The 25,322-nt window shown below is 40.5% G+C and carries 24 protein-coding genes and 1 pseudogene; 16 read left to right on the plus strand and 9 right to left on the minus strand.

Translation table 11 applies throughout. From position 1 onward, the window contains the following. Window positions 1–8 precede the first annotated feature (8 nt). The 9 genes from ACFE6N_RS15850 (at window position 9) to ACFE6N_RS15890 (ending at window position 5,990) form a co-directional block, all read left to right on the plus strand. Complete coding sequence (locus ACFE6N_RS15850) at window positions 9–374, plus strand: YtxH domain-containing protein (RefSeq protein WP_145860090.1); 366 nt, start codon at window positions 9–11, stop codon at window positions 372–374. A 474-nt stretch (window positions 375–848) separates the two neighbouring features. Next, window positions 849–1,343 (plus strand): hypothetical protein, encoded by a 495-nt coding sequence (locus ACFE6N_RS15855; protein ID WP_378938011.1) that lies wholly within the window; start codon window positions 849–851, stop codon window positions 1,341–1,343. An 11-nt stretch (window positions 1,344–1,354) separates the two neighbouring features. Next, window positions 1,355–2,020 carry a hypothetical protein gene (locus tag ACFE6N_RS15860; RefSeq protein WP_145860086.1) on the plus strand — a complete coding sequence of 222 codons (666 nt, stop codon included), beginning with the start codon at window positions 1,355–1,357 and terminating at the stop codon, window positions 2,018–2,020. Next, window positions 2,001–2,813, plus strand: coding sequence for a sensor histidine kinase (locus ACFE6N_RS15865; protein WP_378938013.1), 813 nt, complete (start codon window positions 2,001–2,003; stop codon window positions 2,811–2,813). Before ACFE6N_RS15860 ends, ACFE6N_RS15865 begins: the two co-directional genes overlap by 20 nt. Window positions 2,814–2,922: 109 nt before the next feature. Further along, the gene (locus ACFE6N_RS15870) at window positions 2,923–3,576 is read left to right on the plus strand and encodes a response regulator (protein WP_378938015.1); all 654 of its coding nucleotides are present in this window, start codon (window positions 2,923–2,925) and stop codon (window positions 3,574–3,576) included. Between the two features lie 268 nt (window positions 3,577–3,844). After that, a complete protein-coding gene (locus tag ACFE6N_RS15875) occupies window positions 3,845–4,150 on the plus strand; it encodes a hypothetical protein (RefSeq protein ID WP_090984785.1) in 306 nt (101 codons plus the stop codon). Window positions 4,151–4,205: 55 nt separating this feature from the next. Beyond that, window positions 4,206–4,757 carry a hypothetical protein gene (locus ACFE6N_RS15880; RefSeq protein ID WP_378938017.1) on the plus strand — a complete coding sequence of 184 codons (552 nt, stop codon included), beginning with the start codon at window positions 4,206–4,208 and terminating at the stop codon, window positions 4,755–4,757. A 7-nt stretch (window positions 4,758–4,764) separates the two neighbouring features. Further along, window positions 4,765–5,586: a hypothetical protein gene (locus ACFE6N_RS15885; protein WP_378938019.1), complete on the plus strand. Its 822-nt coding sequence runs from the start codon at window positions 4,765–4,767 to the stop codon at window positions 5,584–5,586. Then, window positions 5,571–5,990, plus strand: coding sequence for a thiol-disulfide oxidoreductase DCC family protein (locus ACFE6N_RS15890; protein ID WP_378938021.1), 420 nt, complete (start codon window positions 5,571–5,573; stop codon window positions 5,988–5,990). The genes ACFE6N_RS15885 and ACFE6N_RS15890 overlap by 16 nt, the downstream gene beginning before the upstream one ends. 74 nt (window positions 5,991–6,064) lie before the next feature. Here ACFE6N_RS15890 and obgE read toward each other — a convergent pair whose 3' ends face one another. From obgE to treZ, 4 genes are all read right to left on the minus strand, one after another. After that, the gene (gene obgE, locus ACFE6N_RS15895; RefSeq protein ID WP_090984793.1) at window positions 6,065–7,060 is read right to left on the minus strand and encodes a GTPase ObgE; all 996 of its coding nucleotides are present in this window, start codon (window positions 7,058–7,060) and stop codon (window positions 6,065–6,067) included. Between the two features lie 188 nt (window positions 7,061–7,248). Then, on the minus strand, window positions 7,249–7,824 hold the full coding sequence (locus ACFE6N_RS15900) for an adenylate kinase (RefSeq protein WP_090984795.1): 576 nt from the start codon (window positions 7,822–7,824) through the stop codon (window positions 7,249–7,251). 393 nt (window positions 7,825–8,217) lie between these two features. Beyond that, window positions 8,218–12,270, minus strand: coding sequence for a malto-oligosyltrehalose synthase (gene treY / locus ACFE6N_RS15905; RefSeq protein WP_378938024.1), 4,053 nt, complete (start codon window positions 12,268–12,270; stop codon window positions 8,218–8,220). After that, on the minus strand, window positions 12,263–14,122 hold the full coding sequence (treZ, locus tag ACFE6N_RS15910; protein ID WP_378938026.1) for a malto-oligosyltrehalose trehalohydrolase: 1,860 nt from the start codon (window positions 14,120–14,122) through the stop codon (window positions 12,263–12,265). Before treZ ends, treY begins: the two co-directional genes overlap by 8 nt. 134 nt (window positions 14,123–14,256) lie before the next feature. On the opposite strand from treZ, the gene ACFE6N_RS15915 reads away from it, so the two are divergent. Next, window positions 14,257–15,264 (plus strand): SDR family oxidoreductase, encoded by a 1,008-nt coding sequence (locus tag ACFE6N_RS15915; RefSeq protein WP_378938028.1) that lies wholly within the window; start codon window positions 14,257–14,259, stop codon window positions 15,262–15,264. 444 nt (window positions 15,265–15,708) lie between these two features. On the opposite strand, the gene ACFE6N_RS15920 is transcribed toward ACFE6N_RS15915, so the two are convergent. From ACFE6N_RS15920 to ACFE6N_RS15935, 4 genes are all read right to left on the minus strand, one after another. Beyond that, window positions 15,709–16,503 (minus strand): SDR family NAD(P)-dependent oxidoreductase, encoded by a 795-nt coding sequence (locus ACFE6N_RS15920; protein ID WP_378938030.1) that lies wholly within the window; start codon window positions 16,501–16,503, stop codon window positions 15,709–15,711. 47 nt (window positions 16,504–16,550) lie between these two features. Continuing rightward, window positions 16,551–16,742: a hypothetical protein gene (locus ACFE6N_RS15925; RefSeq protein WP_378938032.1), complete on the minus strand. Its 192-nt coding sequence runs from the start codon at window positions 16,740–16,742 to the stop codon at window positions 16,551–16,553. 307 nt (window positions 16,743–17,049) lie between these two features. Then, window positions 17,050–19,242, minus strand: coding sequence for a catalase (locus ACFE6N_RS15930; RefSeq protein ID WP_378938034.1), 2,193 nt, complete (start codon window positions 19,240–19,242; stop codon window positions 17,050–17,052). A gap of 15 nt (window positions 19,243–19,257) precedes the next feature. Next, window positions 19,258–19,812 carry a ferritin-like domain-containing protein gene (locus ACFE6N_RS15935; RefSeq protein WP_378938036.1) on the minus strand — a complete coding sequence of 185 codons (555 nt, stop codon included), beginning with the start codon at window positions 19,810–19,812 and terminating at the stop codon, window positions 19,258–19,260. Window positions 19,813–20,037: 225 nt separating this feature from the next. On the opposite strand from ACFE6N_RS15935, the gene ACFE6N_RS15940 reads away from it, so the two are divergent. The 4 genes and pseudogenes from ACFE6N_RS15940 to ACFE6N_RS15955 all read left to right on the plus strand — a co-directional run bounded on the left by ACFE6N_RS15940 (window position 20,038) and on the right by ACFE6N_RS15955 (window position 22,607). Next, window positions 20,038–20,526: a CinA family protein gene (locus ACFE6N_RS15940; RefSeq protein ID WP_378938039.1), complete on the plus strand. Its 489-nt coding sequence runs from the start codon at window positions 20,038–20,040 to the stop codon at window positions 20,524–20,526. Window positions 20,527–20,536: 10 nt separating this feature from the next. Then, window positions 20,537–21,215, plus strand: a pseudogene (locus ACFE6N_RS15945) (DUF6766 family protein). Window positions 21,216–21,329: 114 nt separating this feature from the next. After that, window positions 21,330–21,887, plus strand: coding sequence for a ferritin-like domain-containing protein (locus tag ACFE6N_RS15950; protein WP_090984813.1), 558 nt, complete (start codon window positions 21,330–21,332; stop codon window positions 21,885–21,887). A 246-nt stretch (window positions 21,888–22,133) separates the two neighbouring features. Beyond that, window positions 22,134–22,607, plus strand: a complete 474-nt coding sequence (locus ACFE6N_RS15955; protein WP_378938041.1) for an ankyrin repeat domain-containing protein — start codon at window positions 22,134–22,136, stop codon at window positions 22,605–22,607. On the opposite strand, the gene ACFE6N_RS15960 is transcribed toward ACFE6N_RS15955, so the two are convergent. Continuing rightward, window positions 22,604–23,212: a hypothetical protein gene (locus tag ACFE6N_RS15960; protein ID WP_378938043.1), complete on the minus strand. Its 609-nt coding sequence runs from the start codon at window positions 23,210–23,212 to the stop codon at window positions 22,604–22,606. The genes ACFE6N_RS15955 and ACFE6N_RS15960 overlap by 4 nt on opposite strands. Before the next feature lie 178 nt (window positions 23,213–23,390). On the opposite strand from ACFE6N_RS15960, the gene ACFE6N_RS15965 reads away from it, so the two are divergent. Together ACFE6N_RS15965 and ACFE6N_RS15970 are read left to right on the plus strand one after the other, a co-directional pair. Next, window positions 23,391–24,959, plus strand: a complete 1,569-nt coding sequence (locus tag ACFE6N_RS15965; RefSeq protein ID WP_378938045.1) for an FAD-dependent oxidoreductase — start codon at window positions 23,391–23,393, stop codon at window positions 24,957–24,959. Window positions 24,960–25,028: 69 nt separating this feature from the next. Further along, window positions 25,029–25,310, plus strand: coding sequence for a hypothetical protein (locus ACFE6N_RS15970; protein ID WP_145860054.1), 282 nt, complete (start codon window positions 25,029–25,031; stop codon window positions 25,308–25,310). The last annotated feature ends 12 nt before the right edge of the window (window positions 25,311–25,322 follow it).

The following is a 25,322-nucleotide window of genomic DNA, read 5'->3' on the forward strand; positions in this document are numbered from 1 at the left end:
ATTACCTTATGAAATACAGAAAGTTAATCGGAAAATATTTGAAGCACGAATCAGATAACAGTGCAAAAATAGCCCTGGCCTTAGTAGCTGGTTTGGCAGCTGGGGCAGTAATCAGTATTTTATTTGCCCCTGATAGCGGTGCGGGCACCCGGGGAAAAATTGCTGGTGGCGCTAAAAACCTTCGCTATGGTTTCCAAGACAAATATAATTTACTAAAAGAGAAAGTTTTTGGCGTAGAAGCTATTGAAGAAGATATTGTGCAGCATGAAGTACCCCATTTTAAGCACACGGTTACTAAAAAACGTAAATCAGATGTGAAAGAGATTCTTGAAAATGCACATGAAAATGGACAGGTTCAGGAAGGACAGGGTTAAACAAGCAAAACCAGGTTTTTGGCATGGATTAAGTATTACATGCCTAGATTTTTAAAGTTAAAGATTTTGAACTGCTCAAATTGTTGCTTTCATTAATCTGGCGCAGATACATTTTCTGAGCTTAACTTTTGCAGTAGCATCAAAAAATCAATAGCAGAAATACCTATTTGATAGTCGAGAATATAAGAAAGCTAAAATTACTGTTGACTGGTTGACTTGACCTGCATCCGAAATTGGCAATTCTAAATCCCAGATAATAAAACAGCACCCATTGGCAATGTTGCCAATGGGTGCTGTTTTTATATGATATATTGTATTATCGATTGTAACCAAAACTGTTACTCACCCTAATTATGAAAATCGATATGTAAGCATATCTAATTAACCATACGAAAAAGTATTTTAATTTTACTTACATGCATTTTTTAATATACTAAATTTGTATATATTTATTGTATTAAATCTATAAACGAAATGCTCACAAAAGAAAAACAAACCCAAAAATTTTACTGGTTAAAGTACGAAACTAGCGCTATCCAAACAATGATCCAGCATTCGCCGGGTATTGATCAATTTGTATTCTGTTATCTCTTTCCGGAAACAGATCAGCCGGATAAGCCGTTAAAGCTTATCGCTTATGGGTATATGGCCTCGAGTAACCAGTACAGCAGTTATTTTGATCACCTTGAAGTTTACAACAATAATGCTTTGAGTTTAAGCGGACCGATTATGATGAGCAATAATATTATATCGCTCACCAATATCCTATCTCTGATCAACACACCGGATGTGAACGGTGATAAGCCAGATTATCTTGTATTTATTCCAAACGTTAACCGTGGAAATGTTTTTTACAGCATTAAGTCCTTTAAACGGGTTGATATAGGAGATGTAGAGCTATTCCGGGAAATCAACGCCAACCCAATTTTTACCAACCCATCACCACCGGCTACTATAAGCGACTTTTAACTTATTATCAGATGCTTAAGTTATTCCAATACATTATAGATTGGTCTGAAGTGTGGGCACTGTTTATCCCTTTATTTATACTATTATATAAAAAACAACCAAGTCATCTTAAACTGGTTGTTTTTTATATATGGATGGCATTGGCTATAAATCTTTCGATTGATTTTATCTGGAAATTCAGAAACATACTACCTGTTGCCTTTAAGTCGAATAATTTTTTGTACAATATACATTCCATCGTTCGATTTTATCTTTTTAGTGCTTTCTTTATCTGTTTGGATCAGCCTTTTATAGTTACGCTTAAAAGAGCCATCCCTGTCTGTTTTACCTTATTTTTAATCGTTAATTTCATCTTTTTCGAAAACTTTTTTGATTACTGGAAACTGAGCAGCCGTTTACTCTCTACTGAAGCCATTTTACTCTTGTTTTATGTGATCCAATACTATTTATTCGAAATAAAAAAGAATGTTACCATCAAGGTTACCAATAGTAGTTTCTGGATCATTACAGGCCTGGGAATCTTTGTTGCATTAAATTTCTTCATTTTCCTCCTTTACAACGAACTCACTATACATTTTCAAAATTTTGCTATTAACCTGTGGAGCCTGCATAACATCTCATACATTATTTTCAATTTGTTTATAGCCAAAGGATTTTATGAATCAGGAAAACAATAAAATCATATTGATGTTAATGGTGGGTATTGCTGCAATGCTGATGTTATTTATAAGCTTGTTACTTATTTTTATCTTTATGCAGCGCAAAAAGATCCAGTACGGGCTTAATTTACAAGCATTACAGAATGACCAGAAAAATAAGCTGATAGAAGCGGCTGTAAGAAGTGAAGAAATAGAGCGGCACCGCATAGCCGAAGAATTACATGATGAAGTTGGGGCTATCCTCGGATCATCAAGCCTTCATTTTTATGGGATTAATATTAATGATTGTGACGATATTAGCAAGGAAATGTACCATAAAGGTAAAAGTTTACTGGATGAAGGTATCCATAAAATCAGGAGCATTTCTCACAATCTTCATTCCAGCATTTTGCAAGAACTCGGATTAAAAGAGGCTATTTCTCATTTTTGTGGAAACATCAGCCATAATAATATCATTAAAATCGATTTAAATTTAACCGACAAATATAGTACAAAGGCAAGCCATAAAAATATCAGTATTTACAGAATAGTACAAGAACTGGTTCATAACATCATTAAACATGCCAGGGCTAAGCACATCCACATACAGTCATACCATATCGGCAATAACCTGGTATTTCATATATCACACAATGGCGATGGACTTACACATCAACAATATCAGGGATTACGTTTCATTAAAAATGGATTAGGGCTTAAAAATATCCAGAACAGAATAATCCTGCTCAAGGCAGAACTTCAATTTTCACATCATCTTGACGATTATCTGATCGAAATTAAAATACCTGTCGACCAAATAGATCAACCCTGATTAAAATCTGAATTTAAATTAATAATACAAATATATAGTATTAAAATTCATTAAATGCATACATTTCTTATCTAAGATTGTTAATTTTATGTGTAATTTATAAATAGAGATGCTAAAAATCAGAATAGCAATAGCAGATGATTACAGTATTTTTAGAGACGGATTAAAGGTTGGCTTTAACCGCGATAAAAATCTGGAAGTACTATTTGAGGCTTCAGATGGACAGGAACTTATGCAAAAACTTGAGCAATTACAACCCGATGTGATTGTAATGGATATCAAAATGCCTTTAATAGATGGTATAGAGGCCATGAAGTTGATCCGTAAAAAATATGCTAATGATATTAGGATACTGGTTTTAACAATGTATGATGACGTCAAATTCATTATACACCTGATGGAGAACGGCGCCAATGGCTACCTACTGAAAAATGCAGACCCAAAAGAAATTAGAAAAGCCATTTATTCAATATATGAAAGTGACTATTATTTTAATGATCTTGTAACGAAGGCACTTCTTAAAAAACTTACTTTTAAAGGTCCGATCAAGCCTTCGCTGAACCAGACAATAGCATTCTCTGAACGTGAATTGGATGTATTAAAGATGATCTGCAACGAGAAAACAGCTGCCGAAATCGGTAATGAACTTTTTCTAAGTCCGCGGTCAGTTGAAGGCATTAGAATGCGTATAATCGAGAAAACTGGTGTTCGAAACACCGCAGGCCTGGTGATGTTTGCCATTAAAAACGGTGTAGTAGAATAACTCTTCTCTTTTGTTGTCAGCTAGATAGCTATGCGGTTCTGCTATCCAAATCCGACATAACATACTGTACTTCAAATACTTTTTCAGAATTTTTGATGTTAAAATCATGCCTTTGACTTTCCAAAACTGCGTATAAATACGCTACTTTTCAAATAGGTATTTTCACACTACTGCGGAAACGTTGGTGTGCCGACATTTATATTGTGCAAACGAAGCTTCAAAACCAAAGCACACTAATCATTAATTATTTACCTCAAAAAGAAACAAAATGGCAAAGTCAAGCTTAACCAAGGCAGAATTAGCAGTTCTAGATGCCTTAATCGCCGACTTGAAAGGCGACAATGAAATTGTTGAATCAAATTCAGCAGCACCACTTTTTATTGCTGCAATTGCACGTACTGCTGTAAAGGCAGTTAAAGTAACTGTGAAAGCTACACCAGTAGTTACACAGGTTGCAGAAGCAATTGGCGCTGCAAGTTCTTTGAACGAAGAAGAAATCAGCAGTCTAGCTAAAGAAGCCGATAACGGTTTATCGTTAGAAAAACTGATCGAACTTCGCAAAAAATTCAATTAACAATTAAGGGAGGGCATGCATACGTGCTCTCCTTTTTTCTAACCTATTTGATGTTATGATACAGAAATTAGATCCTACAGTTATTTATGAAACGACAATAACTGCTTTCCTGGCCTGCTGGTTTATAGCAACCGTATTATGCCAATTCAAGGAAACGAAGATATCCTGGTTCATCAGGTATAAAATAGATCTTTTCAATCTCATCCCATTATGGACATTTTTTGCCCCCCACCCCGGCAAAAGAGATTACCACCTCTTATTTAGAGACAAGGTGACAGAAGCTGATTACAGCGAATGGCAGGAATTGGAAATTACCGAAGAACGTACGTTTTGGTCATGGTTGTGGAACCCTGAAAAAAGGGACAAAAAAATCTTATCTGACGTTGTGCAGAGCCTTGTAGCCAGTATCCCCTCCTACCGCGAGCGAACAGGCAACCTTAATTTACTTATGTTTTCTACCCCTTATATCATCGTGTTACATGCGGTTAGTCAATATAAAAAGAAATCGCAAAACTGTTACCGTCAGTTTATGCTGGCCGAGTCATCAGGTTATCAAAAAGAAACGGAACCGGGATTAATTTTATTATCTGTTTTTCACCAAATATAAACTTATCATGATTTTATTTAACGATATATCTCAAACTGTACTCCTCATATTAAGTGTGGGCTTATTGATTTCTACACTCGAGTACCTCAAAAAAGTGCAGATCTTTTCTCCAAACGGACTGCTATCCTGGAATGTAATGCAGTTAAAATGGACCAAACACGATCAAAGATCGTTTTTAAAACCTTTTTTTAAATTGTTTAGCGCATCAGGCCTTACTGTCCTTTTCTCCATCAGGTGCCTACTTATCATTGGATTGTTTTTCTTTCCGCTACAAAGCTCAATCGGTTGGGCATTGATCAGTTTATTGGGTGCAAGTTTATTGATTTCATCGTTAGCCACCTATTATGGTAGCGATGGCTCCGACCAGATGAGCATGCTCATTATTATTACCTTGATTATGTGTAATTTGCCGGTTTTAGCCAGCAGTAAATTAAGAGAAATTGGATTGTGGTTTATTGCCCTACAAGCTTGTCTATCTTACGCGGTGGCTGGTATTGCCAAACTCGTATCTGCTGAGTGGCGCTCGGGAACGGCTATAAGGGATGTTTTCTCTACTAAAACCTATGGCTCAAAAAAAGCGACAGGCTTTCTAAAAAAATATCCCGCAGCAAATCGCTTTTTATGCTGGAACGTAATCATTATGGAAAGCATATTTCCACTCTGTTTATTTTTACCCTGGGAGTTTGCCCTTATATTCCTGATATGGGGATTTATATTTCATTTTTTTACTGCGGTAATTATGGGACTAAATTCATTTTTTTGGGCTTTCATGGCTACCTACCCGGCAATCTATTTTGTTAATCACCAAATGTCATGGCATCTTTTTTAAATACGCAGAAAGACATTATCCTGTTTGACGGTGTTTGCAATTTCTGCAACAGTTATATCAATTACACCATCAGGCATGACCGGGTAAACAGGTTTCTGTTCGCTCCATTAGACGGTGAGACTGCATTGAAACTTAGCCAGCAACACCTGGTTAATTTTAACAAATTTGATAGCATTATCGTCATCAGCGGCAACCGGTTTTTTAGCAAATCTGAGGCTGTTTTACACATCTTGAAAAACCTGGGCACCTGGTGGTCGCCAATCATAAATGTGGCTTATCTGGTACCAGGTTGTATACGAAACCGGTTGTATCAAAAATTCGCTCGTAACCGTTATGCTTTATTCGGTCAAGCCGATCATTGTATGGTACCTACAGCAGACGTTAGAAGCAGGTTCTTGATTTAATAACCTGTAGTACCCGCAAAGTAAAACATGTTAGCTGAAAGGCTATTGAATTAGCAAGACAATTTTGACGGTAATCACCCTTCAATTGCTTTCCAAAGCATATCTTTGAGTTCTAAAATATTTTTTTCGGCTACTGATGAGATAAATATGGAAGGAATATTAGGCAAATCCTGTTTCATTTCTTCCATCAGTTCTTCATCAAGCATATCTGATTTGGTAATGGCTAAAACGTGGGGTTTTTGCATTAATTCAGGATTATACGATTCTAACTCGCTTTTAAGTATAGCGTATTCTTCCTTAATTGAACGGCTGGTATCAGCCGGAACCATAAATAACAACACCGAATTACGCTCGATATGACGCAAGAAGCGGTACCCCAAACCCTTACCTTTTGATGCACCTTCGATAATACCGGGAATATCGGCCATTACAAAAGATTTCCCACCTCTGTAACTTACTATACCCAGATTAGGTACGATGGTGGTAAAAGGATAGTCGGCTATTTCTGGTTTAGCCGCAGAAACCACCGAAAGTAACGTAGATTTACCTGCATTTGGGAAGCCGACAAGCCCCACATCGGCTAAAACTTTTAACTCTAAAATATTCCATACCTCCTGGCCCTGCTCGCCCGGTTGCGCAAAGCGAGGTGTTTGCTGAACAGCATTTTTAAAATGTGCATTGCCCAAACCTCCACGGCCGCCAGCTGTTAAAATCCGGGTTTCACCATCTTTGGTAATTTCGAAAAGCACCTCTCCGGTTTCCGCATCTTTGGCAATGGTACCCAAGGGAACCTCTAATATTTCATCCTTACCCTGTTTCCCAGATTTATGCGAACTACCGCCCGCTCCGCCATCTTCAGCGATAATATGTTTGCGATATTTAAGGTGTAATAATGTCCAGATATGGATACTGCCTTTAACGATAATGTGGCCACCGCGACCGCCATCACCACCATCAGGACCACCCATTGACGTTAAAATATCACGATGTAAATGTGCCGAACCTGCACCCCCCTTACCAGAACGGCAACAAATTTTTACATAATCTACGAAATTTGAACCCTGTGACATATTTTATTCTTGTAATGTTAACTACGGAAAGTTTATATAACAATTCCATTAAAATTAAAGAGTTATAACGTTTTTAACATTATAACTCTCTGTATGTTTTAAGATGATATCAGGTACTAAAATTAACCTTGATACATTTTATCTGGCACCAATTAACTGGTATTTAATACCTAAAGCTTAATGATCAGTTAAACTTTATACTGATCAATTACTGCGCAAAGATCTTTATAAATGGTTTCAATTTCACCAATCCCGTTTACTTTATTCAGTTTTCCCTGTGCTTCGTAATAAGGTAATACATGAATGGTTTTATCAAAGTATTCCGAAATCCTTTTTTTCAGTTTTTCTGCATCGTCATCCGGACGGCCGCTAATTTTATGGCGCTCGGCAATACGTTTGGTAAGTTCGTTTTGATCAACATCTAAAGCAATAACGCCGGCAATTTTACTGCCTTTGCGCTCTAAAAATAAATCAAGTTCCTTTGCCTGCGGAACGGTGCGTGGAAATCCATCAAATACAAATCCTTTGGCATCAGGATTTTTATCTACCTCTTCTTCAAGCATGGCAATGGTAATGGCGTCAGGAACCAGTTCCCCGTCAGCCAACAGTTGACTCACTTTTTTTCCAAGTTCGGTTTCTCCTTTAACATGTGCCCTAAAAAGATCGCCTGTTGAAACGTGTACCAGCTGATATTTTGCAATCAGCTTTTCAGATTGGGTGCCTTTACCCGCCCCTGGAGGGCCAAAGAGAACTAAATTAAGCATTCAGGTTGTTTAGGTTGTCTTCAAAAAATTAAAAAAGCCTTATTCCTACGGCTCGGTCAGCAGTAATGTTTAAACCTCTGATTAAGAGGATTAGACATTGCTTACTTTCAAGGCTGCAAATATATAATTATTAATTTAGATGCCATTTAAAATTGATAATATATTTAAAAAACGGCCATTCTAATGACATTTATCTTATTCTAAGAAGAAACTTATGCTATTTTTATATTTGGCAGAATATTCGTCAAATGCCAGGTTTCATTATCCAAAGATTTTTTTTAAATTTTCACTAATTTTCTTTTGAAACTTCATATCTGCACCCTTTTTGCACTAATAATACAATACATTATTTTTATCTTCCGGAAATTAAACTGATATGCCGTTTCGGGATGCCTAACGTCCGTAAAATTCCGTTTCTGCTTTCAACCAGTTTATTGTTTCTTCCGTTATAAAATTGTTGTCTGCCCTCCATGCCCAGTTTCCTGATGCCTTGCCGGGTATGTTCATCCGCGCCGTTTCGTCTAATTGTAAAATATCCTGCATGGGGATGATGGCCATTTTGGCAATTGAAGCATAACATAGCCTGATCAATATGGCATTAACATTATTTTCGTTAACCGCTGTTCCAACATATCTGGATAAGCGCTGTTTAAGGTCTATATCGGTTTCGTTTTTAAACCAGCCCAAAGTGGTATTATTATCATGTGTTCCGGTATAAGCAATGTAATTTGCTGAGCCAAACTGATGTGGAATATGTACCGATCCGGCTATATCTTCGCCAAATGCAAATTGCAACACCTTCATTCCAGGCAATTGAAATTGTCGTCTCAAATGTTCCACATCTTCTGAAATTTCACCCAGATCCTCGGCAATAAAGGAAAGTTTACCTAATTTTTTTTCTATTGTTTTAAAAAATGAGTCACCAACTCCCGTTTTCCATACACCATCAACAGCGTCTTCATTACCGGCTACAACCTCCCAATAAGTAGAAAAGGCCCTAAAATGATCTAAACGGAGGAGGTTAAACAATTGCTGATTTTTCCTTAACCGGTTTTCCCACCAGGTAAAACCTTCGGCTTTCATCTTTTCCCAATTGTATATAGGCATACCCCAAAGCTGGCCCTTTTCGTTAAAATAATCGGGAGGAACACCAGCCACCACAGTCATAATGCCGTTTTTATCCAGCAGGAAATTTTCTCGCTGCGCCCATACTTCAACCGAATCATAATCAAGATAGAATGGAAGATCGCCGATCAGGCTCACACCTTTTGCATTTGCGTATTCCTTTAAACTGTACCACTGGCGATAAAAAATAAACTGCTTCCACTTTATTTCTTCGATTTCGTCCTGATTGCTTTTTTCGAAATCAGCGATGGTTTTTGGATCTTTTAATTTATACTTTTCTGACCAGTTAAACCATTCTTTACCCTTAAAATGCTGCTTTATGCAAGTATAAACAGCGAAATCAACTAACCAGCTTTGTTCGGTTTTGCAAAACAGCCTGAATTCACTTACCAGATCTTTATCCCCTTTAGTTTTAAACCGTTGGTAAGCCCTATCTAATACCTGCTGTTTTATTTTTTCAGTTTTTTCAAACTCCACTTGTTCTGTTTCTGGTAATACGTAATCATTCAGGTCACTTTCGCTTAAAAGCGCTTGTTCAACTAAGCTTTCGGGACTGATGAGCATCGTATTTCCGGCCATTGAAGAACTGCTTGAATAGGGAGAATAGCCGGTTTCTTTTTTGGTTGGGTTAAGCGGTAAGACCTGCCAGTAGCGTTGTCGTGATGCTGCAAGAAAATCTACAAACTGATGTGCACCGGGGCCTAAATCGCCAATACCAAAACGGGATGGCAAAGCACTGATGTGCATCAGCACACCTGCAGCACGCTGATTATTTTCAGGAATTAACTTTATCAACGCCAATGGAACCTGGTTAAACAACTGGCTGACCTGAATACCCTGATGTAACGGATCTTTATATTCTTTTTTTCCTGTAAGCAGGTTTTGCCAACCCAATGGAGCCCCGTTTGGCAGCAATACCGCTGTATCTTCCCAGTCAAAACTATCGGCTTCCACATTTTGATCACCACAACACTTAGCAAAACCTAAAGGAACTACCGTAATTAACCATTGCGCTTTATATTGTCTGGCAAACGCACAAATATGTTGACTATACTTACCCTGAACCTCCAAAGGAATATAAGCTCCACGTTCAAAAACATCGGCCTCGGCTTTTCTGATCTCCAGCAAAGTTTTGGTTAGCCACATTTTTATCTTTCCTGAAAATCTTTCTTCCAAAAGGTTTTTAAAATTCACAGGATGATCAAACTCTGCCAGCACACTGGCCCTGGTTTCATAGTCAACAGGTCTTCTGTTATCAGGGTCTACCAGACTTAGATCCCATAATTCCGTTCCCTGGTAAACATCAGGGATACCAGGGCAGGTAAATTTCAAGGTGAGTTGCGCTAAGCTGTTAACAACTGCAAAATCAGCGATTCGTTTTATAAAATTTCTGATTAAATTATTGCTCTCCTGCGGTTCAGTTAATATCAGCTGCGAAAATTCGGTGAGTTTATCTTCATAATTTTCATCCGGATTTGCCCAGTCTGACCGCTTTTTCGATTCTCTTAATGCTTTTACAATAAATTCGGCCAAACGGTTTTCGATGTCAGGGTCATCATCTTCATGAAAGGGCAAAGCACCAATAATGGTCTGCAGGACTAAATAAATATCATTATCATGTAACTGTTCAAAAGCGTCATGCTCTTTTTTTAAGGCAGCAAAAGTTTTTTTCAACTGTTGCACCAGCAGGGTCCACTCACCAGGCAGATCGGTAAGCACATTTAATCTCGCCCTTACATCCTCCCCTTTTTTGGTGTCGTGGGTGGAACTTCCATTCATGGCAAATGGCCACTCCTGCTGTCGTTTATGCATTTCATCATGAAATTCATTCACCGTCATACCAAAAGCATCCGGTGCGTCACCCACTTCTGCATGGCCTATAAACCGGTTGTAGGTAAACATGGCGGTGTCTTCTACCCCCTTCGCCATAAGCGGCCCGGTGAACTGCATGCAACGCTGGAAAAAATGACTCAGTTTTTGGTTGTAAGCCGTGTTTTTCTTTCCCGGGATTTCTAAAAATACCTGGTGCAAAAATTCTCCTGCTTTAGCCAGTTTTTTGTGCTCAAGAATGGGTTTAAGCAAGTTTTGAACACAATGTGCTTCAGCCTGTGCCAATGGGAAGCGATAATTATAATACCGGTACACCGGCATGGCAATCAGCATTTCGGCAAGTGCCCTTTTAAGATCGGCTTTCTTGATGGTTGAAAAATCAGCCAGTTCAAGCCCCAGGAAACTTTCAAATAAATTATCCAGTTCGCCTTGCATGTGCTTAAACAAGATATTGCTTTTTTTCTCATAAATCAGCTTAGCGGGATCGAGCTTTTTGCCTGTCACCTCCTGATAAAGCTTATTAAAAGGCTTTTCTGCCGCTTTATTGGTTAAAAGGTTATTTACCGTTGCCAAAAAATCGTAACCAGTTGTCCCCTGCACTTTCCACGTTTGTGGTAACACTTCCCCGTGTTCGAGAATTTTCTCTACCACGATGTAGATGTCTTTACCTACCGCTTTCCGGAGCCGCTGAACATATTCTTCCGGATTGTACAGTCCATCAATATGATCGATCCTCAAGCCCTGAAAAATACCTTTACCTATTAGTTCAAAAATATAACGGTGATAAAGATCGAATGCTTCCTGACGCTGCATATTCAGACAGATCAAGGCATTGACAGTAAAAAACCTGCGATAGTTGACCTTATCATTGGTTTCCTGCCAATTACATAAACGGTAATGCTGGTTTTGAACAATCTGGGTCAACGCTTCAGCATTGTTATTAATTTCCCCGAGGGCTTGCGTTGAAAGCGTTTTTGCAGTTTCTGCATTAACCGGCCAATTGGATTCACCGTAACTCAGGTAGTATTTGTCCCTAATGGCCATCAACTTTAATTTCTGTGTCGCAATCGCTTCTTCAAGATCTTCACCAAGAAAAGGGACCATCAAACGCCCATCTCCTTTTTGTAAATCAATGTCAAAAAAGCTTGCAAAATCTGAGTCTTTTCCTTTTTGCAACACGTCCATTAACCAGGCGTTATCCGGATGGTAAGCCATATGGTTGGGCACAATATCCTGAAGCCAGCTGATGCCGGCGGCCTTTAACTTTTTTGAAATCCTGATCAACTCTGCCTCTGTACCGATCTCGGGATTTATCTTCAGTGGATTTACCACATCATAGCCGTGCGTACTTCCTGGCATAGCCTCAAAAATTGGAGAAGCGTACAAAGTCCCGACCCCTAATGCTGTTAGATAGGGAATAATTTGATCAAGCGATTTGAGGTTAAAGTTTTTATGAAACTGGATCCGATAGGTAGAAGTTGGTTTATGCATCTGCTTTGTAAAGAATAAGAATCGATTCGGGAAATAAATTAAGCTGGCCTTCAGCCATTATAGGGTTTGATTCGGGGTTTGGGCCGTTCCACTGTGTTAACGAAGAATCTAATAACACCGAGGCATGTTGAAATGCGGGGTCAATGGATAAGGCTTGCATCTGTTTGGAAAAATTAAAGCCGACTAAAATTTCTCCGTTAGCTTTCCAGCGCTTTAATAAGAGACAGTTTTTTTCTGGAAAACTTTCTGTCTGTACATTTTCCCGGTCAAGGTTGGCAAGTACAGGATTTTGTTTCCGCAAGGCAATTAAAGTTTGATAATAATGGAGCATGGTCTTGTGTCTCGGTTCTCCAATTTTCGCCCAATTGAGCTTGGAGCGTTCAAAAGTAGCCTCTGCCTGTGGATCGGGTGTTTCACCATGAGTATGGAAATCTGCAAATTCTGCTTTTCTTCCCTTTCTTACGGCTTCAATCAGTTCCTCATCGCTATGGCTTACAAAAAACTGGAAAGGATTGGTTTCTGCCCATTCTTCGCCCATAAATACTAATGGTAAAAACGGACTGCAAAAAACTGCTCCTGCCATTACCTTCAACATTTCAAAACTAACCAGGTTGCTGCTTCTCTCGCCCAGCATACGGTTGCCCACCTGATCGTGGTTTTGCGAAAACACAATAAACTTAGCACCAGAGGATTGTTGTAATGGCATTCCAAAATTTCTTTGCCGATGTGGCGAGTACTGGCCGGTATACACATAAGCATCCTTGTAGGATTTGGCCAGATCTGATACGCCATTGAAATCAGAATAATAGCCTTCTCTGGCTTGCCCGGTACAAACCCGAAGCGCGTGGTGAAATTCATCCACCCATTGGGCATCCATACCATAACCATATTCGCTTTGAGACCGGATATAGCGTTCGTCATTTAAATCAAGCTCAACAATTAATTGGTAAGGCCTGCCGCTAATCTCAGAAAGTTTATCGGTATGCGCTTTAATATCTGATAGGATGTGTGCAGGACTAAAATCTTTAATAGCGTGTACGGCATCCAGCCTCAGGGCGTCGATATGAAAATCCCTGAACCACATCAAGGCATTTTCGATAAAAAAACTTCGCACGGCATCACAGCCTGCATCGTCAAAATTAATAGCCTTGCCCCATGGCGTATGGTATTTATCAGTAAAATATTCGCCAAAATCGGAAAAATAATTCCCTTCAGGCCCTACATGGTTATAAACGACATCTAAAATAACGGCCAAACCTTTAGCATGGCAGGCATTAACCAGGTGCTGTAACGATGACGGCCCACCATAAGTATTTTGCACGGCAAATGGAAATACGCCATCGTAGCCCCAGTTTCTGTTGCCCGAAAATTGTGCTACCGGCATAATTTCTATCGCTGTAATACCAAGTTCGATGAGATAATCAAGTTTGGTTTCGATCGCATCGAAATCTCCTTTTGATGTAAAAGTACCGGTGTGGAGTTCATAGATTACCAGATCGTTTAAAGCTACTCCCTTCCAGTCGGCATCCGTCCAGCTAAAAGCATTTACATCAAATGCGGTTGATGGTCCGCTTGGTCCTTCTTCCTGAAATAAAGAAGCTGGGTCTGCGCGTTCAAGGGCCTCTCCACCGGTTAAAGGCGTTATTTTAAAGCGATATTTATCGTGCTTGCTAATCTGGTCTGTTCGCAAATGCCAGTAACCATAGCCTTCATCAAACAGCGCTAAAGTTAGTTCTCGCGCCTCTGTTAAAATAGAAACCTGTGCTGCCAACGGCGCCCAGAGCCAAATTTCGGCTACCCCGTATTCATTAAAATTTAATCCTATTTTTCTCTTTCGTATATCTATTTCCATTGAAGCACTTTAGCAAAAAACACTCAGAACGGCCTAAAAGTTTTGGACATAACAGGCTCGTTTATCAATGTTCAAAAAAGCCAAACCTTCTAAAATTTTATCTGGTTATATCTATACCTATTAAAAACATCATTATGGAAGGAAAAAAAATTTTTACACGACGTGAGGCGCTCGAAGGCCTAGGCCTCGGGTTGGCCAGTATGGCCATTGCCCCAACACTAACTGCAGCAACAGTAGACCAAACCTATTATTCGCCACTTGCCGCGCTCGAAGATCCTACAACCAAGTATCCGCGACCACCTTTTAACCATCAAAATCAGCCTTGGCCGGCCTTAGCCAGCAAAATGGAGCCAAGGCCAGATCATGGCGAAACCAGTTATAAAGGTTCGGGAAGACTGATGGGTAGAAAAGCACTGATTACCGGTGGCGATTCTGGCATGGGGAGAGCCGCAGCCATTGCCTATGCCAGGGAAGGCGCAGATGTGGCGATCAATTATCTGCCACAAGAGGAACCTGATGCTAGAGAAGTTGTTGAACTGATTAAAAAGGCTGGCCGTAAGGCAGTTGCCATTCCTGGCGACATCAGAGATGAAGCCTTTTGCAAAAAGCTAGTCGATACCGCCGTAAGTCAGCTGGGCGGACTTGATATCCTGATCAGTAATGCCGCAAGACAACAAAGCACGCCTTCGCTTGCTGATTTAACCAGTGAGCAGTTTGACTGGACCATTAAAACCAATATATATGCGCCATTCTGGATTATTAAAGCAGCCTTGCCACATCTAAAACCAGGCTCATCCATTATTGGAACCACGTCTGTACAGGCAACTGACCCATCACCTGATCTTTACGATTATGCACAAACAAAGGCCGCTACCACAAATTTCGTAAAATCCCTTGCCAAACAACTTGGGCCTAAGGGTATCCGGGTAAATGGCGTTGCACCTGGCCCGATATGGACGCCATTACAAATGGGAGGTGGTTCAACCCCTGAAAAACTTAAAGAATTTGGTAAAGATACTGCGCTGGGCAGGCCCGGCCAACCTGCCGAACTGGCGTCGATTTATGTTCAGCTCGCTGCAAATGATGCCAGTTTTTCTACCGGACAAATATATGGTGCTGCAGGAGGAAATGGGCAGCCTTAATGCTAGTTGACAGATAGTTAAGTATCGTCATTGCGAGAAGGCTTTTTCAGCCGACGAAGCCATCTTTCTGGCACAAGACTGCCTACGTGAAAGATTGCTTTGTCGTTCCTCCTTGCAATGACGACCGCGCTGGTAGATTTTGTCAATGGTAGCGTCACGGAGATTTTTTTTAAATACATTAAAAGATCTCTCCCCGCCAGTACGGATAGGCCTGCCCATAAAGGCTGGGAAAAGAGGCTGTATCAAAAATGATTTTTGAGATTTTGGCAAAATAATATTTTGAAAGAAAAGGTCGTCATTCCCGTGAAAACGGGAACCACGGAGTGCTCAGCGAAGCTAATCTTAATACGATAGAACAGCAAATAAATAAGTCCCTATCAAATCATTAAGATGCCCAGTCAAGCTGAGCATGACGACACCGTCAAATTTAATAATAGGATAATATTATGATTTATCCACCGGTTCCTGTTGCTCACCCGTCTGTTCTGCCAACATGCTGTCAGGAGTTATATTTCCCATGGCAACCTGTAATTTATTCTTAAACCCGGAGATTACCATGTCTTTCCCCGCAACCATGGCCTCATAACCATCTTTAGCCACATCTGCGGGATCTGCAAGTTCTCCCTCCTGTACCGCTTTGGAATCCAGCATATCTGCTTTTCTAAAAAAATCGGTATCTGTAGGCCCAGGCAATAAGGAAGTGATGGTAACCGGTGTATCTTTAATTTCCGCGCGAACAGCCTCATTAAAGGAATGCACAAACGCTTTTGTTCCATGGTAAACCGCCTGGTAAGGCCCAGGTACTTTCCCTGCAATGGAGGCAACATTTAAAATCTTTCCGCTTCCGCGTGCTACCATTTCGCGGACAAACAACTTGGTTAAAGTTACTAAGGAAGCGACGTTAAGCTGGATGATATCCAGTTCCTTATTAAGATCAGTATAGATAAATTTACCATAAACGCCTTGCCCGGCATCATTCACCAATACATCGATCTGTATATTTCTCGCTTTTATCTGTTCATAAAGATTAAAAGCTGCGTTTGGTTCAAAAAGATCGGCAATAACTGTAATTACCTGAACCCCTTGTTCCTCAAGTACCAGCGCAGTTTTTTGCAGGCTAGCCTCTTCCCTGCCAACAATAACCAGGTTAAAGCGATCTTTTGCAAAAAGCTTTGCCAGTTCGTAACCAATGCCACTGCTTGCCCAGGTAATCAGAGCGAAATGTTTTGTATTTTCCATAGTAGGTATTTTTGGCTTAGTGAAGCCCGGTGTAAATAATAATCCGTTTAGTCGGTATTGCTTTCACCGGTTTGCTTGTCTGCATCCGAATCAGATTTTGTGGCTTGTTCGGCCAGTTTCTCTGCTGCATCATCTTCCTGATGGGCACTATCTGCATCGCTTCCCGCTAGCTGGGAGACTGGAATAACGCCTACTTTTTCCTCATTCTGTGTTTCGTGATCTGTTTTTTTGTTTTCCATAACCTTAAGCTTATTTATAATTGACAGGAGCAGACAGATGAATTTGCCTCGATAATATTCAAAAATATTTCTCCCTGTAAATGCCCCTCCATTATAGAACCTGTTGAAACCTTTAGCAGTTTGGTTTATTTTTAAAAAAGAGGTTGCATCATAAAATACTGAATTGTCATCCTGAGCTTGTCGAAGGACCTGTCTTAAATACCTACAAGGCGTTTCGACAGGCTCAACGTGACAAATTTAAAGTGGAATACGATTTATGATGCAACCTCTAATGATGTAAAGAATATAGTGCTATAATTAACTTAGCCTATGCCGGAATTTTTCTCGGCACCTCCCGATCCCAGAATCGGTGCAGGGCAATCATTTTAGCGAACAGTTCGGCTAATGAAGAAAGATCATCCGAAACCAATATTCCTTCGCGCAGAACAGTTTCCTGCGAATATTCATCAGGAAGCTTCTTATAGAAATAGGTGGCCTCTAAAACCTGTATGGCTGTAGCATCGGCGGCTATTGCCTTGCAGTGTTTAAAAGCTTCGTTCAGAAAATGTACGGCATTGGCTTCGGCTTCCAATGTAGCAGAGCTGTTTATTCCTCCCGGAAGATAAACGGCATCGTAAAGTACAGAAGCGGCCGTTAAGAAACTTTCATCCACATCAATCTGCTGATCTTCCTGCGAAAGAATAGTACCGAGCTTTGGTGCTATAATATGAACAATTGCGCCCTGGGCTACAAGTGCATCTTTTACCTTACTTAATGATTGGCCATCAACCCCATCCGCTGCAAGGATGGCAATTTTTCTGGTGGCAATAGAATCTTTAAGCGTACCCGCCATACTCAATGCCTCCGATTTTGCAAGTTCACCTTCTTTCTGTTCCGGGGTATAATCTGCCGGATCGGCGTCTGCAGGGATACTTCCATTGAGTTCTGCTAAAGGGATGGTTGGAACATGAAGCCCAAGCGAATAAGCTACGGCTGCTGCAAGCCCTTTATCCACATGGTTAAGTAAGCCAAGCATGCGTGTTCTGATATCAACCATTTTTACCTTACCCAGTTCAAAACTAAAAGCATCAATCAGGTGATTTTTTTCGGCTTCAGACTGGCTATTAAAGAATAATCTCGCCTGCGAAAAGTGATCGAAAAAGCTCCTGCTTCTTGCACGGATTTTCTTTGCATCAATGCGCTCGTTATAACTAACAAAACCACCCTCGGCAGCTTTGGCTTGCCGCGGATCATTTGTAGCTATTCCATTTGGGCCATAACTGGTTTTACCCCGGTTTATGGTTTGACGCATGTAACCGTCGCGCTGGTTATTGTGTATAGGCACTACAGGCCTGTTAATTGGAATCTCATGAAAATTTGGTCCACCTAACCTGATCAGCTGTGTATCTGTATAAGAAAATAACCTTCCCTGCAACAGCGGGTCGTTAGTAAAATCAATTCCCGGAACCACATGCCCAACATGAAAAGCGACCTGTTCAGTTTCAGCGAAAAAATTATCCGGATTTCGGTTCAAGGTCATTTTTCCAATGCGTTGCACCGGAACCAGCTCTTCAGGAATGATTTTGGTAGGATCTAATAAATCGAAGCCAAACTTAAATTCATCTTCCTCTGCCACAATCTGTACACCAAGTTCCCACTCAGGGAAAGCACCTGCTTCTATGGCATCCCAAAGATCTCTTCTGTGGAAATCGGGATCCTTTCCGGAAATATTTTGTGCTTCATCCCAGGCTACCGAATGCACACCCTGCAATGGTTTCCAGTGAAATTTAACAAAGCTTGAAACCCCTGATGCATTAACTAAACGAAAGGTATGAACTCCAAAACCTTCCATCATGCGGTAACTTCTCGGAATGGCCCTGTCGCTCATCAACCACATGATCATATGTGCGGATTCTGGCATAAAGGAAATGAAATCCCAAAAAGTATCGTGTGCTGACGCAGCCTGAGGAATTTCATTGTCTGGCTCTGGCTTTACGGCATGTACTAAATCAGGAAATTTAACTGCATCCTGAATAAAAAAGACAGGCATATTGTTACCTACAAGGTCAAAATTGCCTTCTTGGGTATAAAATTTTACCGCGAAACCACGCACATCACGGGCAAGATCAGTAGAACCCCTTGATCCTGCTACGGTTGAAAACCGAACAAAAACAGGCGTTTCCTGTCCCGGATCGCAGAGAAAAGCTGCCCTTGTGATGTCAGACATATCCTCATATACCTTAAACACGCCGTGTGCTCCCGATCCCCTTGCATGTACAACACGTTCAGGGATCCGCTCATGGTCAAAATGGGTAATTTTTTCTCTTAATATAAAATCTTCCAACAATGTTGCGCCTCGATCGCCAGCCTTAAGCGAATTCTGATCGTCATTTATTTTAACTCCGTGATTCGTAGTCAGTTTTTCACCCCTGTCATCTGCAACAAAAGCCTCTAATTTCGCGGTTTTATCGTTGTCCTGTTTTATCGGGCTGGTATATTTTACCGTTGTTTTTTTTGCCATTTTATTTCTCCTTTCTTAAGCCTCATCAGCTGCCTGGTAGTTAATTTCATTTTCAGCAATATCAGTAAGCTTGGTATCAGCAAGTTTTTCTTCAGCAAGTGTTTGTTCAAGTAAATCTGCAACCTCTGTTAAGCCCAATGTGGTGGCCAATTGGAAAAGCCCGCCATAAGAAGCAATTTCATAATGTTCTACCTTCTGGCTGGCTAGTATGATGCCCACATCACGTGTTGCGGTTCCGGCTTCCGTTTCTTCAATGATACTTTCACCTTCTTTACTCAATCCTTCCATCGCATCACATTTTTTTGCAATGGGCCTCTCACCAAGCAGCTCAAATACCTGTTCAAGCCTGGCTACATGTCCTTTGGTTTCTGTAAGATGAGATTCAATTGCGCTTTTTAGCGCTGGTGCTGTCGCACTGGCAATCATTTTTGGCAAATTTTTAACCAAATGATTTTCGGCCCAATAAAGATCACAGATTCCATCTTTAAAGAGTTCTTTTAAGGCCGGAGAAGCCTCTACCGTGGCTTTAGCACTGAGTTTTGGTTTACTGCCGCTGTCTTGTTTTTTCATGGTATGTTTTGTTTAAGGATGTTTCTTTATTAACCATCATCTATAACAACCCTATATTTTGCTATATAGTTTCCGTAATTTATCCGTGTTTTAATACGCATTGGGTAAAAAAACGGATACTTAACGCAACCTTCTCTTCAAAACCATTTTTAAAAACGCCTTGTTAATTAGCGTATATATCCTTCAATCGGATTATAAAGAAGTACGAGCCAGATTTTAGCACATATGAAAAGCAATAAAATGGATGCTGTGGGCAAAATGCTCATTGGTAAAAACTTAACAATTGCCTTTGCCGAAAGCGCAACCGCCGGCCGGCTTTCGGCAGAATTTTCAATGATCGACCATGCAGGAGAATTTCTTAAGGGCGGAATTGCCTGTTATGATGCCCAATTAAAGCAGGATCTTTTACAGGTTGATCATACGTTAATTAAAACCTATACACCTGAATCAATGGAGGTAACCCGGGCCATTAGTTTGGGCCTTTCACGGTTGATCCCAGCTGATATTCATATCGGTATTACCGGGCTTACCGCTCCGGGAGGAAGCGAAACTGAAGAAAAGCCCGTAGGTACTGTATTTATTTATGCGACCAGCAAAGGTGGGCTGGCCTTTTCAGAAAGACTTAATTTTACCGGAGAACGGGAAGAAATTGTTTCGGCAACTGTAGAGGCCTGTGCAGATTTACTGATAGATTACCTCAGCGCTATAGACTAATATCACGATCATGAAAGCTAACAGCGTATTTCCTAAAAAAACCTGGCTATATAAAAACGGACTATCTGTTGTATTCATCGGCCTTTTTGTATGCTCCCTTTTTGCCCAGGCCCTTACCGGCTGGAATGAACACAATAAAGAACTTAATGAACATGGAGCACACAGCCTTAATTTAGGCACCTACCTGCGTTCAGGCCATTTCATCTCTGCGACCTTTGAGAATTTTGAAAGTGAATTTTTACAGATGATGCTATATGTTTTGTTAACGATAAAACTACGCCAGATCGGTTCTGCAGAATCAAAAAAGATTGACCAGAAAGAAGAAGTAGATCGGGAACCCGTTCCCTCCAAAGATGCACCATGGGCTGTACGCCAGGGCGGATGGATTTTAAAAACTATATTCCCATTCTCTTTCCATTGCTTTTATTTTACTGTTTTTGCTTAGCTGGTATCTGCATTTTTACGGCAGCTGGCAAGACCACAACATAGAACAGGCTCTAAAAGGAAAACCTGCGGACACGATGGGCGCTTACCTGGGGCAAACCACTTTCTGGTTTGAAACCTTTCAAAATTGGCAGAGCGAGTTCCTGTCTGTTGCCGCTATCGTTGTACTCACTATTTTTCTGAGGCAGAAAGGTTCGCCTGAATCAAAACCTGTTGATGCACCACACATGGAAACAGGGAAATAAACTGACGGACTGCAGCCTACAGTTTCGAACAAATCTTACAAACAATAAAAAAAGTCAAAACTATCATAAATTTCAACCTGTTCTATACATAAAGAACCTATAAAAAATATAATTATGGCAACTACAAAAAAAACCGAAAAGAAAACCGCAAAACCTACAGGTAAAACAGGAAAAATGGAGAATTCAGAATTCCACGAGTTTTTTATTGATGAGTTAAAAGATATTTACTGGGCAGAGAAACACCTTGCAAAAGCGCTTCCGAAAATGAAGAAAGCGGCTACAAGCCCGGAACTGGCAGCAGCTTTTGAAAAGCATACCGAAGAAACAGAACAACACATCAGCACACTTGAAGAAGTTTTTAGCCTTTTAGGCGAAAAAGCAACTGCGAAAAAATGCGATGCTATGGCTGGATTATTAGAAGAAGCTGATGGCATTATTGCTGATACTGATAAAGGTACCATGATTCGCGATGCCGGACTTATTCTAGCCGCTCAAAAAGTTGAACACTATGAAATTGCAACTTATGGAACCTTAAGGGTATTTGCAGAGAATATGGGCCACAATGATGTAGCCGAACTTCTTACGCAAACCCTCGAAAATGAAAAGGCAACAGATGTAGCTTTAACAGAACTAGCGGTTAACGCAGTTAATGAGGAAGCAGTAGCAGAATAAATAATTTAAAAAAGGCTCTTCGGAGCCTTTTGTTTATTTTGTGCTATTTTTTTTGTTGCTACCCTGATCCGATAGTTAACGAATTTATTTCATGGTCTTTTCTGTGGAAAAAATGCTAAAAAGCAGCTATAGAACGAAAAAACCGATTGAAATAATCGGTTAAAATTACCACCAACAAGGAAATATTCCTGTTATATCCATAATAACAAACCAAAACCTTTTCTTTACAGCCACAGTTATGTTTATATGGAAAACTTAGACCAATTGATGATGCCCGCAGCCAGACAAGGAGAAACGGAAGTTTTAAAAGAGCTTATCAGCAGGGGTGCAAATGTGAATTTCAGGGATGAAAAAGGCTACACCCCATTAATCATTGCCTGTTACAACAACCGTTTATCATGTGTGGAAATACTTTTAACAGCAGGAGCTGATATCAACGCAGCAGATTTTGGTGGCAATACCGCACTGATGGGGGTTTGCTTTAAGGGCTACCTTCCCATTGCCGAATTACTCATCGCCAGAGGGGCAAAACTAGATCTTCAGCATGGAAACGGCGGAACCGCATTAATGTTTGCCGCCATGTTTGGCAGGAATGACCTGCTGAAACTGTTACTTGAAAATGGCGCAGATACTTCCATTACCGATGTACGCGGACAGCGGGCTGCAGAACTTGCAGCCATGCAGGGCAATGAAGAAGGGCTTGCCATGCTGCAGCATTAAGGCTTGCCATCAAGCAGCCCTTTTACAAGCAATTTCCATTGTGGATAGGATAAGCCCAGCTTTGCACTAAAACCGACAACCAGGTTCCGGGCCCTATCAATTAAATTGCCATCACTAACGTTGGCCTGCTCATTCCTTCCATGTTCCTCTGCCCATACCGTAATCCGATCTCTTCGGATGATAAAGGTAGAAGTGGCATGGTCTTTTAAAAAATGAGCAACCTCCTTATCCTGATTTAAAGGCGAAGGACAAGGGCGCACACACATACTGATCATTTCCTGGTCACCTCCATGCTCACTTTTAATTTCTTCAACCATCACCCAATCAAAACCATCACCCGATAGTGGACCGGGACCCGGGATATCAATTCTGATAAAATCTCCCTTTTGTGCTGACCGCATGGCTTCCTTTCCGTCGGGCGTAAAAACCTTAAAGTCTGATAATCCGGAGATTTTGCCCCATTCATTCACGGCCAGTAATCGTTTTTCAGCAGCTGCAAAAAAATCCTGAGCCTGAATGAGGGTGTTTAATTTACGTTCTTCAACTGCATCCATCTGGCTTCCCACAAATTGTTGCGGAACCAAATCATTCTTCGATTTTTCCATAGTCTTTTTATTTAAAAACCATGTGTTCCTCTGCTTAGTTTCGTTATTTATCAAACAGAATAAAAATCAACATCAAGTTTAGTGAAATAAACATCCTGATCTGCTCCAGGCAGTTAAAACGAAATTCTAAAACCTTTACGTTTGATAACGGGTTTTTAATTTATCAACTGCTTTGAAAATGAAAAATAACGAAACAGAAATAAATAAGAGAGATGGAGCCAATGCCAGTGTGTGGCAGGCGGCTTCAATAAACACTGTTGCAAAAGATCATGCTGATCAGGAAGAAATATACGATACGCTGATTATAGGTGGTGGAATTACAGGTATAACAACCGCATACCTATTGCAAAAACAGGGTAAGCATTGTGCGCTGGTTGAAGCAAAAAACCTCGGCTTCGGCACCACCGGGGGCACAACTGCCCATTTAAACACTTTTCTGGATACTACCTACCCTGAAATAGATAGCGACTTTAGCAAAGAAACGTCTGGCTTAATAGCAGAAGGAACAAAGAAGATGATTGAAATGATCAGCACAAACGTACAGGAATTAAAAATTGATGCTGATTTTGAGTTTAAAATGGCTTATCTTTTTTCGCAGAACGAAAAAGAAACAAAAGAACTCCAATCTATCCTTGAGTCATCGCAGGCTGCTGGTGTGGCAGTAAGTGAAGCTGATGAAAATGGTGTTCCGATCCCTTATGATCACGTTTTGCGTTTTGAAAACCAGGCCCAGTTTCACCCATTAAAATACATTACCGCACTGGCGAAGGAATTTGAAAAACTGGGCGGTAAAATTATCGAACAGACCTTTATCCACAGTACAGAGCTACGTGAAGACATCCACTATGCAAAGACTGATAATTTTACACTACAGGCAAAAAATATTGTTTATGCCACACATATTCCGCCGGGTATAAATATCCTTTCTTTACGCAATGCACCTTACCGTAGTTATGTGCTTGCCGTAAAGCTGAACAGCGGAGAATATCCTGATTGCCTGGCTTACGATATGCAAGAGCCTTATCACTACTTCAGGAGCCATGAAATTGACGGACAACAATACCTGATTATTGGTGGCGCAGACCATAAAACCGGCCACGGAGATCCGTTAAAAGCTTTTGAAGATCTTCAGGATTATGCAAAAAAATACTTTGACATCGGCGAGATCAGTTACAAATGGTCATCACAGTATTATGTACCTGTTGATGGGCTACCTTATGTTGGTCAACTGCCTGGGGGCGATAAAGGAATTTATGTTGCAACCGGTTTCAATGGAAATGGTATGATCCTGGGCAGTCTTTCGGCTGTACTGATCAGTGACCTTATTCTGGGAAAAGAAAATCCCTATGAAAAACTTTTCAGTCCGTCGAGGTTGAAACCCATTGCCGGATTTGCCGAATTTGTAAAAGAAAATGCAGATGTAGCCTACCATTTTGTGGCAGACCGATTTGGCGCAGAAATCATTAAATCTACCAGCGAACTGGGCACAAGCGAGGGCAAAATTGTAGAATTTGATGGAGAAAAACTGGCCTTATATAAGGATAATGCCGGAAAAATAACAGCCTTAAACCCTGTATGTACGCATGCGGGTTGTATTGTAAACTGGAATCCAACTGAAAAGACGTGGGACTGCCCCTGCCATGGAGGACGTTTCTCTGTTGATGGACAAGTGCTTACCGGGCCGCCTCAAAAAGATCTCGGGTCCATCCCATTGGATGAGCTGGAATCAGCAAGGAATAAGAAATAAATGAACCTGAACCCCAGGTCACAATTTACTTTTATTAACACATTAGAGACCAATATGAACGGAATACCTATGAAAAAGCCTAAAGGAGAGCTGCATACGTTAAAGACAAAGTTTGATGACGGATTAATAGAATCATTATGGAGCGAAAATGGAGAACTGATGTATATCATTAAAGACGGACTCGACCTGAATGAATACGCTTTGCTTGCCAAACAGATTCTTGAAAGTGAGGGTGATATTGCACATGATTTTACCGGAAAGGTAACCAACGAATCGAAAAACGAATTTGCCCGGTTTGAGTATAGATCGGGATGGTTTTTGGATGGGCTGGCGGAAGGTGAAATAGAATAGCAATATGCTATA

It is taken from the genome of Pedobacter sp. BG31, from assembly GCF_042464845.1.
GTDB lineage: Bacteria > Bacteroidota > Bacteroidia > Sphingobacteriales > Sphingobacteriaceae > Pedobacter > Pedobacter suwonensis.

Bases quoted from the DNA above. Each gene is read 5' to 3' on its own strand.
- ACFE6N_RS15850 (WP_145860090.1), top strand. From the start codon at position 9: ATGAAATACAGAAAGTTAATCGGAAAATATTTGAAGCACGAATCAGAT.
- ACFE6N_RS15855 (WP_378938011.1), top strand. From the start codon at position 849: ATGCTCACAAAAGAAAAACAAACCCAAAAATTTTACTGGTTAAAGTAC.
- ACFE6N_RS15860 (WP_145860086.1), top strand. From the start codon at position 1,355: ATGCTTAAGTTATTCCAATACATTATAGATTGGTCTGAAGTGTGGGCA.
- ACFE6N_RS15865 (WP_378938013.1), top strand. From the start codon at position 2,001: ATGAATCAGGAAAACAATAAAATCATATTGATGTTAATGGTGGGTATT.
- ACFE6N_RS15870 (WP_378938015.1), top strand. From the start codon at position 2,923: ATGCTAAAAATCAGAATAGCAATAGCAGATGATTACAGTATTTTTAGA.
- ACFE6N_RS15875 (WP_090984785.1), top strand. From the start codon at position 3,845: ATGGCAAAGTCAAGCTTAACCAAGGCAGAATTAGCAGTTCTAGATGCC.
- ACFE6N_RS15880 (WP_378938017.1), top strand. From the start codon at position 4,206: ATGATACAGAAATTAGATCCTACAGTTATTTATGAAACGACAATAACT.
- ACFE6N_RS15885 (WP_378938019.1), top strand. From the start codon at position 4,765: ATGATTTTATTTAACGATATATCTCAAACTGTACTCCTCATATTAAGT.
- ACFE6N_RS15890 (WP_378938021.1), top strand. From the start codon at position 5,571: ATGGCATCTTTTTTAAATACGCAGAAAGACATTATCCTGTTTGACGGT.
- obgE (WP_090984793.1), bottom strand. From the start codon at position 7,060: ATGTCACAGGGTTCAAATTTCGTAGATTATGTAAAAATTTGTTGCCGT.
- ACFE6N_RS15900 (WP_090984795.1), bottom strand. From the start codon at position 7,824: ATGCTTAATTTAGTTCTCTTTGGCCCTCCAGGGGCGGGTAAAGGCACC.
- treY (WP_378938024.1), bottom strand. From the start codon at position 12,270: ATGCATAAACCAACTTCTACCTATCGGATCCAGTTTCATAAAAACTTT.
- treZ (WP_378938026.1), bottom strand. From the start codon at position 14,122: ATGGAAATAGATATACGAAAGAGAAAAATAGGATTAAATTTTAATGAA.
- ACFE6N_RS15915 (WP_378938028.1), top strand. From the start codon at position 14,257: ATGGAAGGAAAAAAAATTTTTACACGACGTGAGGCGCTCGAAGGCCTA.
- ACFE6N_RS15920 (WP_378938030.1), bottom strand. From the start codon at position 16,503: ATGGAAAATACAAAACATTTCGCTCTGATTACCTGGGCAAGCAGTGGC.
- ACFE6N_RS15925 (WP_378938032.1), bottom strand. From the start codon at position 16,742: ATGGAAAACAAAAAAACAGATCACGAAACACAGAATGAGGAAAAAGTA.
- ACFE6N_RS15930 (WP_378938034.1), bottom strand. From the start codon at position 19,242: ATGGCAAAAAAAACAACGGTAAAATATACCAGCCCGATAAAACAGGAC.
- ACFE6N_RS15935 (WP_378938036.1), bottom strand. From the start codon at position 19,812: ATGAAAAAACAAGACAGCGGCAGTAAACCAAAACTCAGTGCTAAAGCC.
- ACFE6N_RS15940 (WP_378938039.1), top strand. From the start codon at position 20,038: ATGAAAAGCAATAAAATGGATGCTGTGGGCAAAATGCTCATTGGTAAA.
- ACFE6N_RS15950 (WP_090984813.1), top strand. From the start codon at position 21,330: ATGGCAACTACAAAAAAAACCGAAAAGAAAACCGCAAAACCTACAGGT.
- ACFE6N_RS15955 (WP_378938041.1), top strand. From the start codon at position 22,134: ATGGAAAACTTAGACCAATTGATGATGCCCGCAGCCAGACAAGGAGAA.
- ACFE6N_RS15960 (WP_378938043.1), bottom strand. From the start codon at position 23,212: ATGGAAAAATCGAAGAATGATTTGGTTCCGCAACAATTTGTGGGAAGC.
- ACFE6N_RS15965 (WP_378938045.1), top strand. From the start codon at position 23,391: ATGAAAAATAACGAAACAGAAATAAATAAGAGAGATGGAGCCAATGCC.
- ACFE6N_RS15970 (WP_145860054.1), top strand. From the start codon at position 25,029: ATGAAAAAGCCTAAAGGAGAGCTGCATACGTTAAAGACAAAGTTTGAT.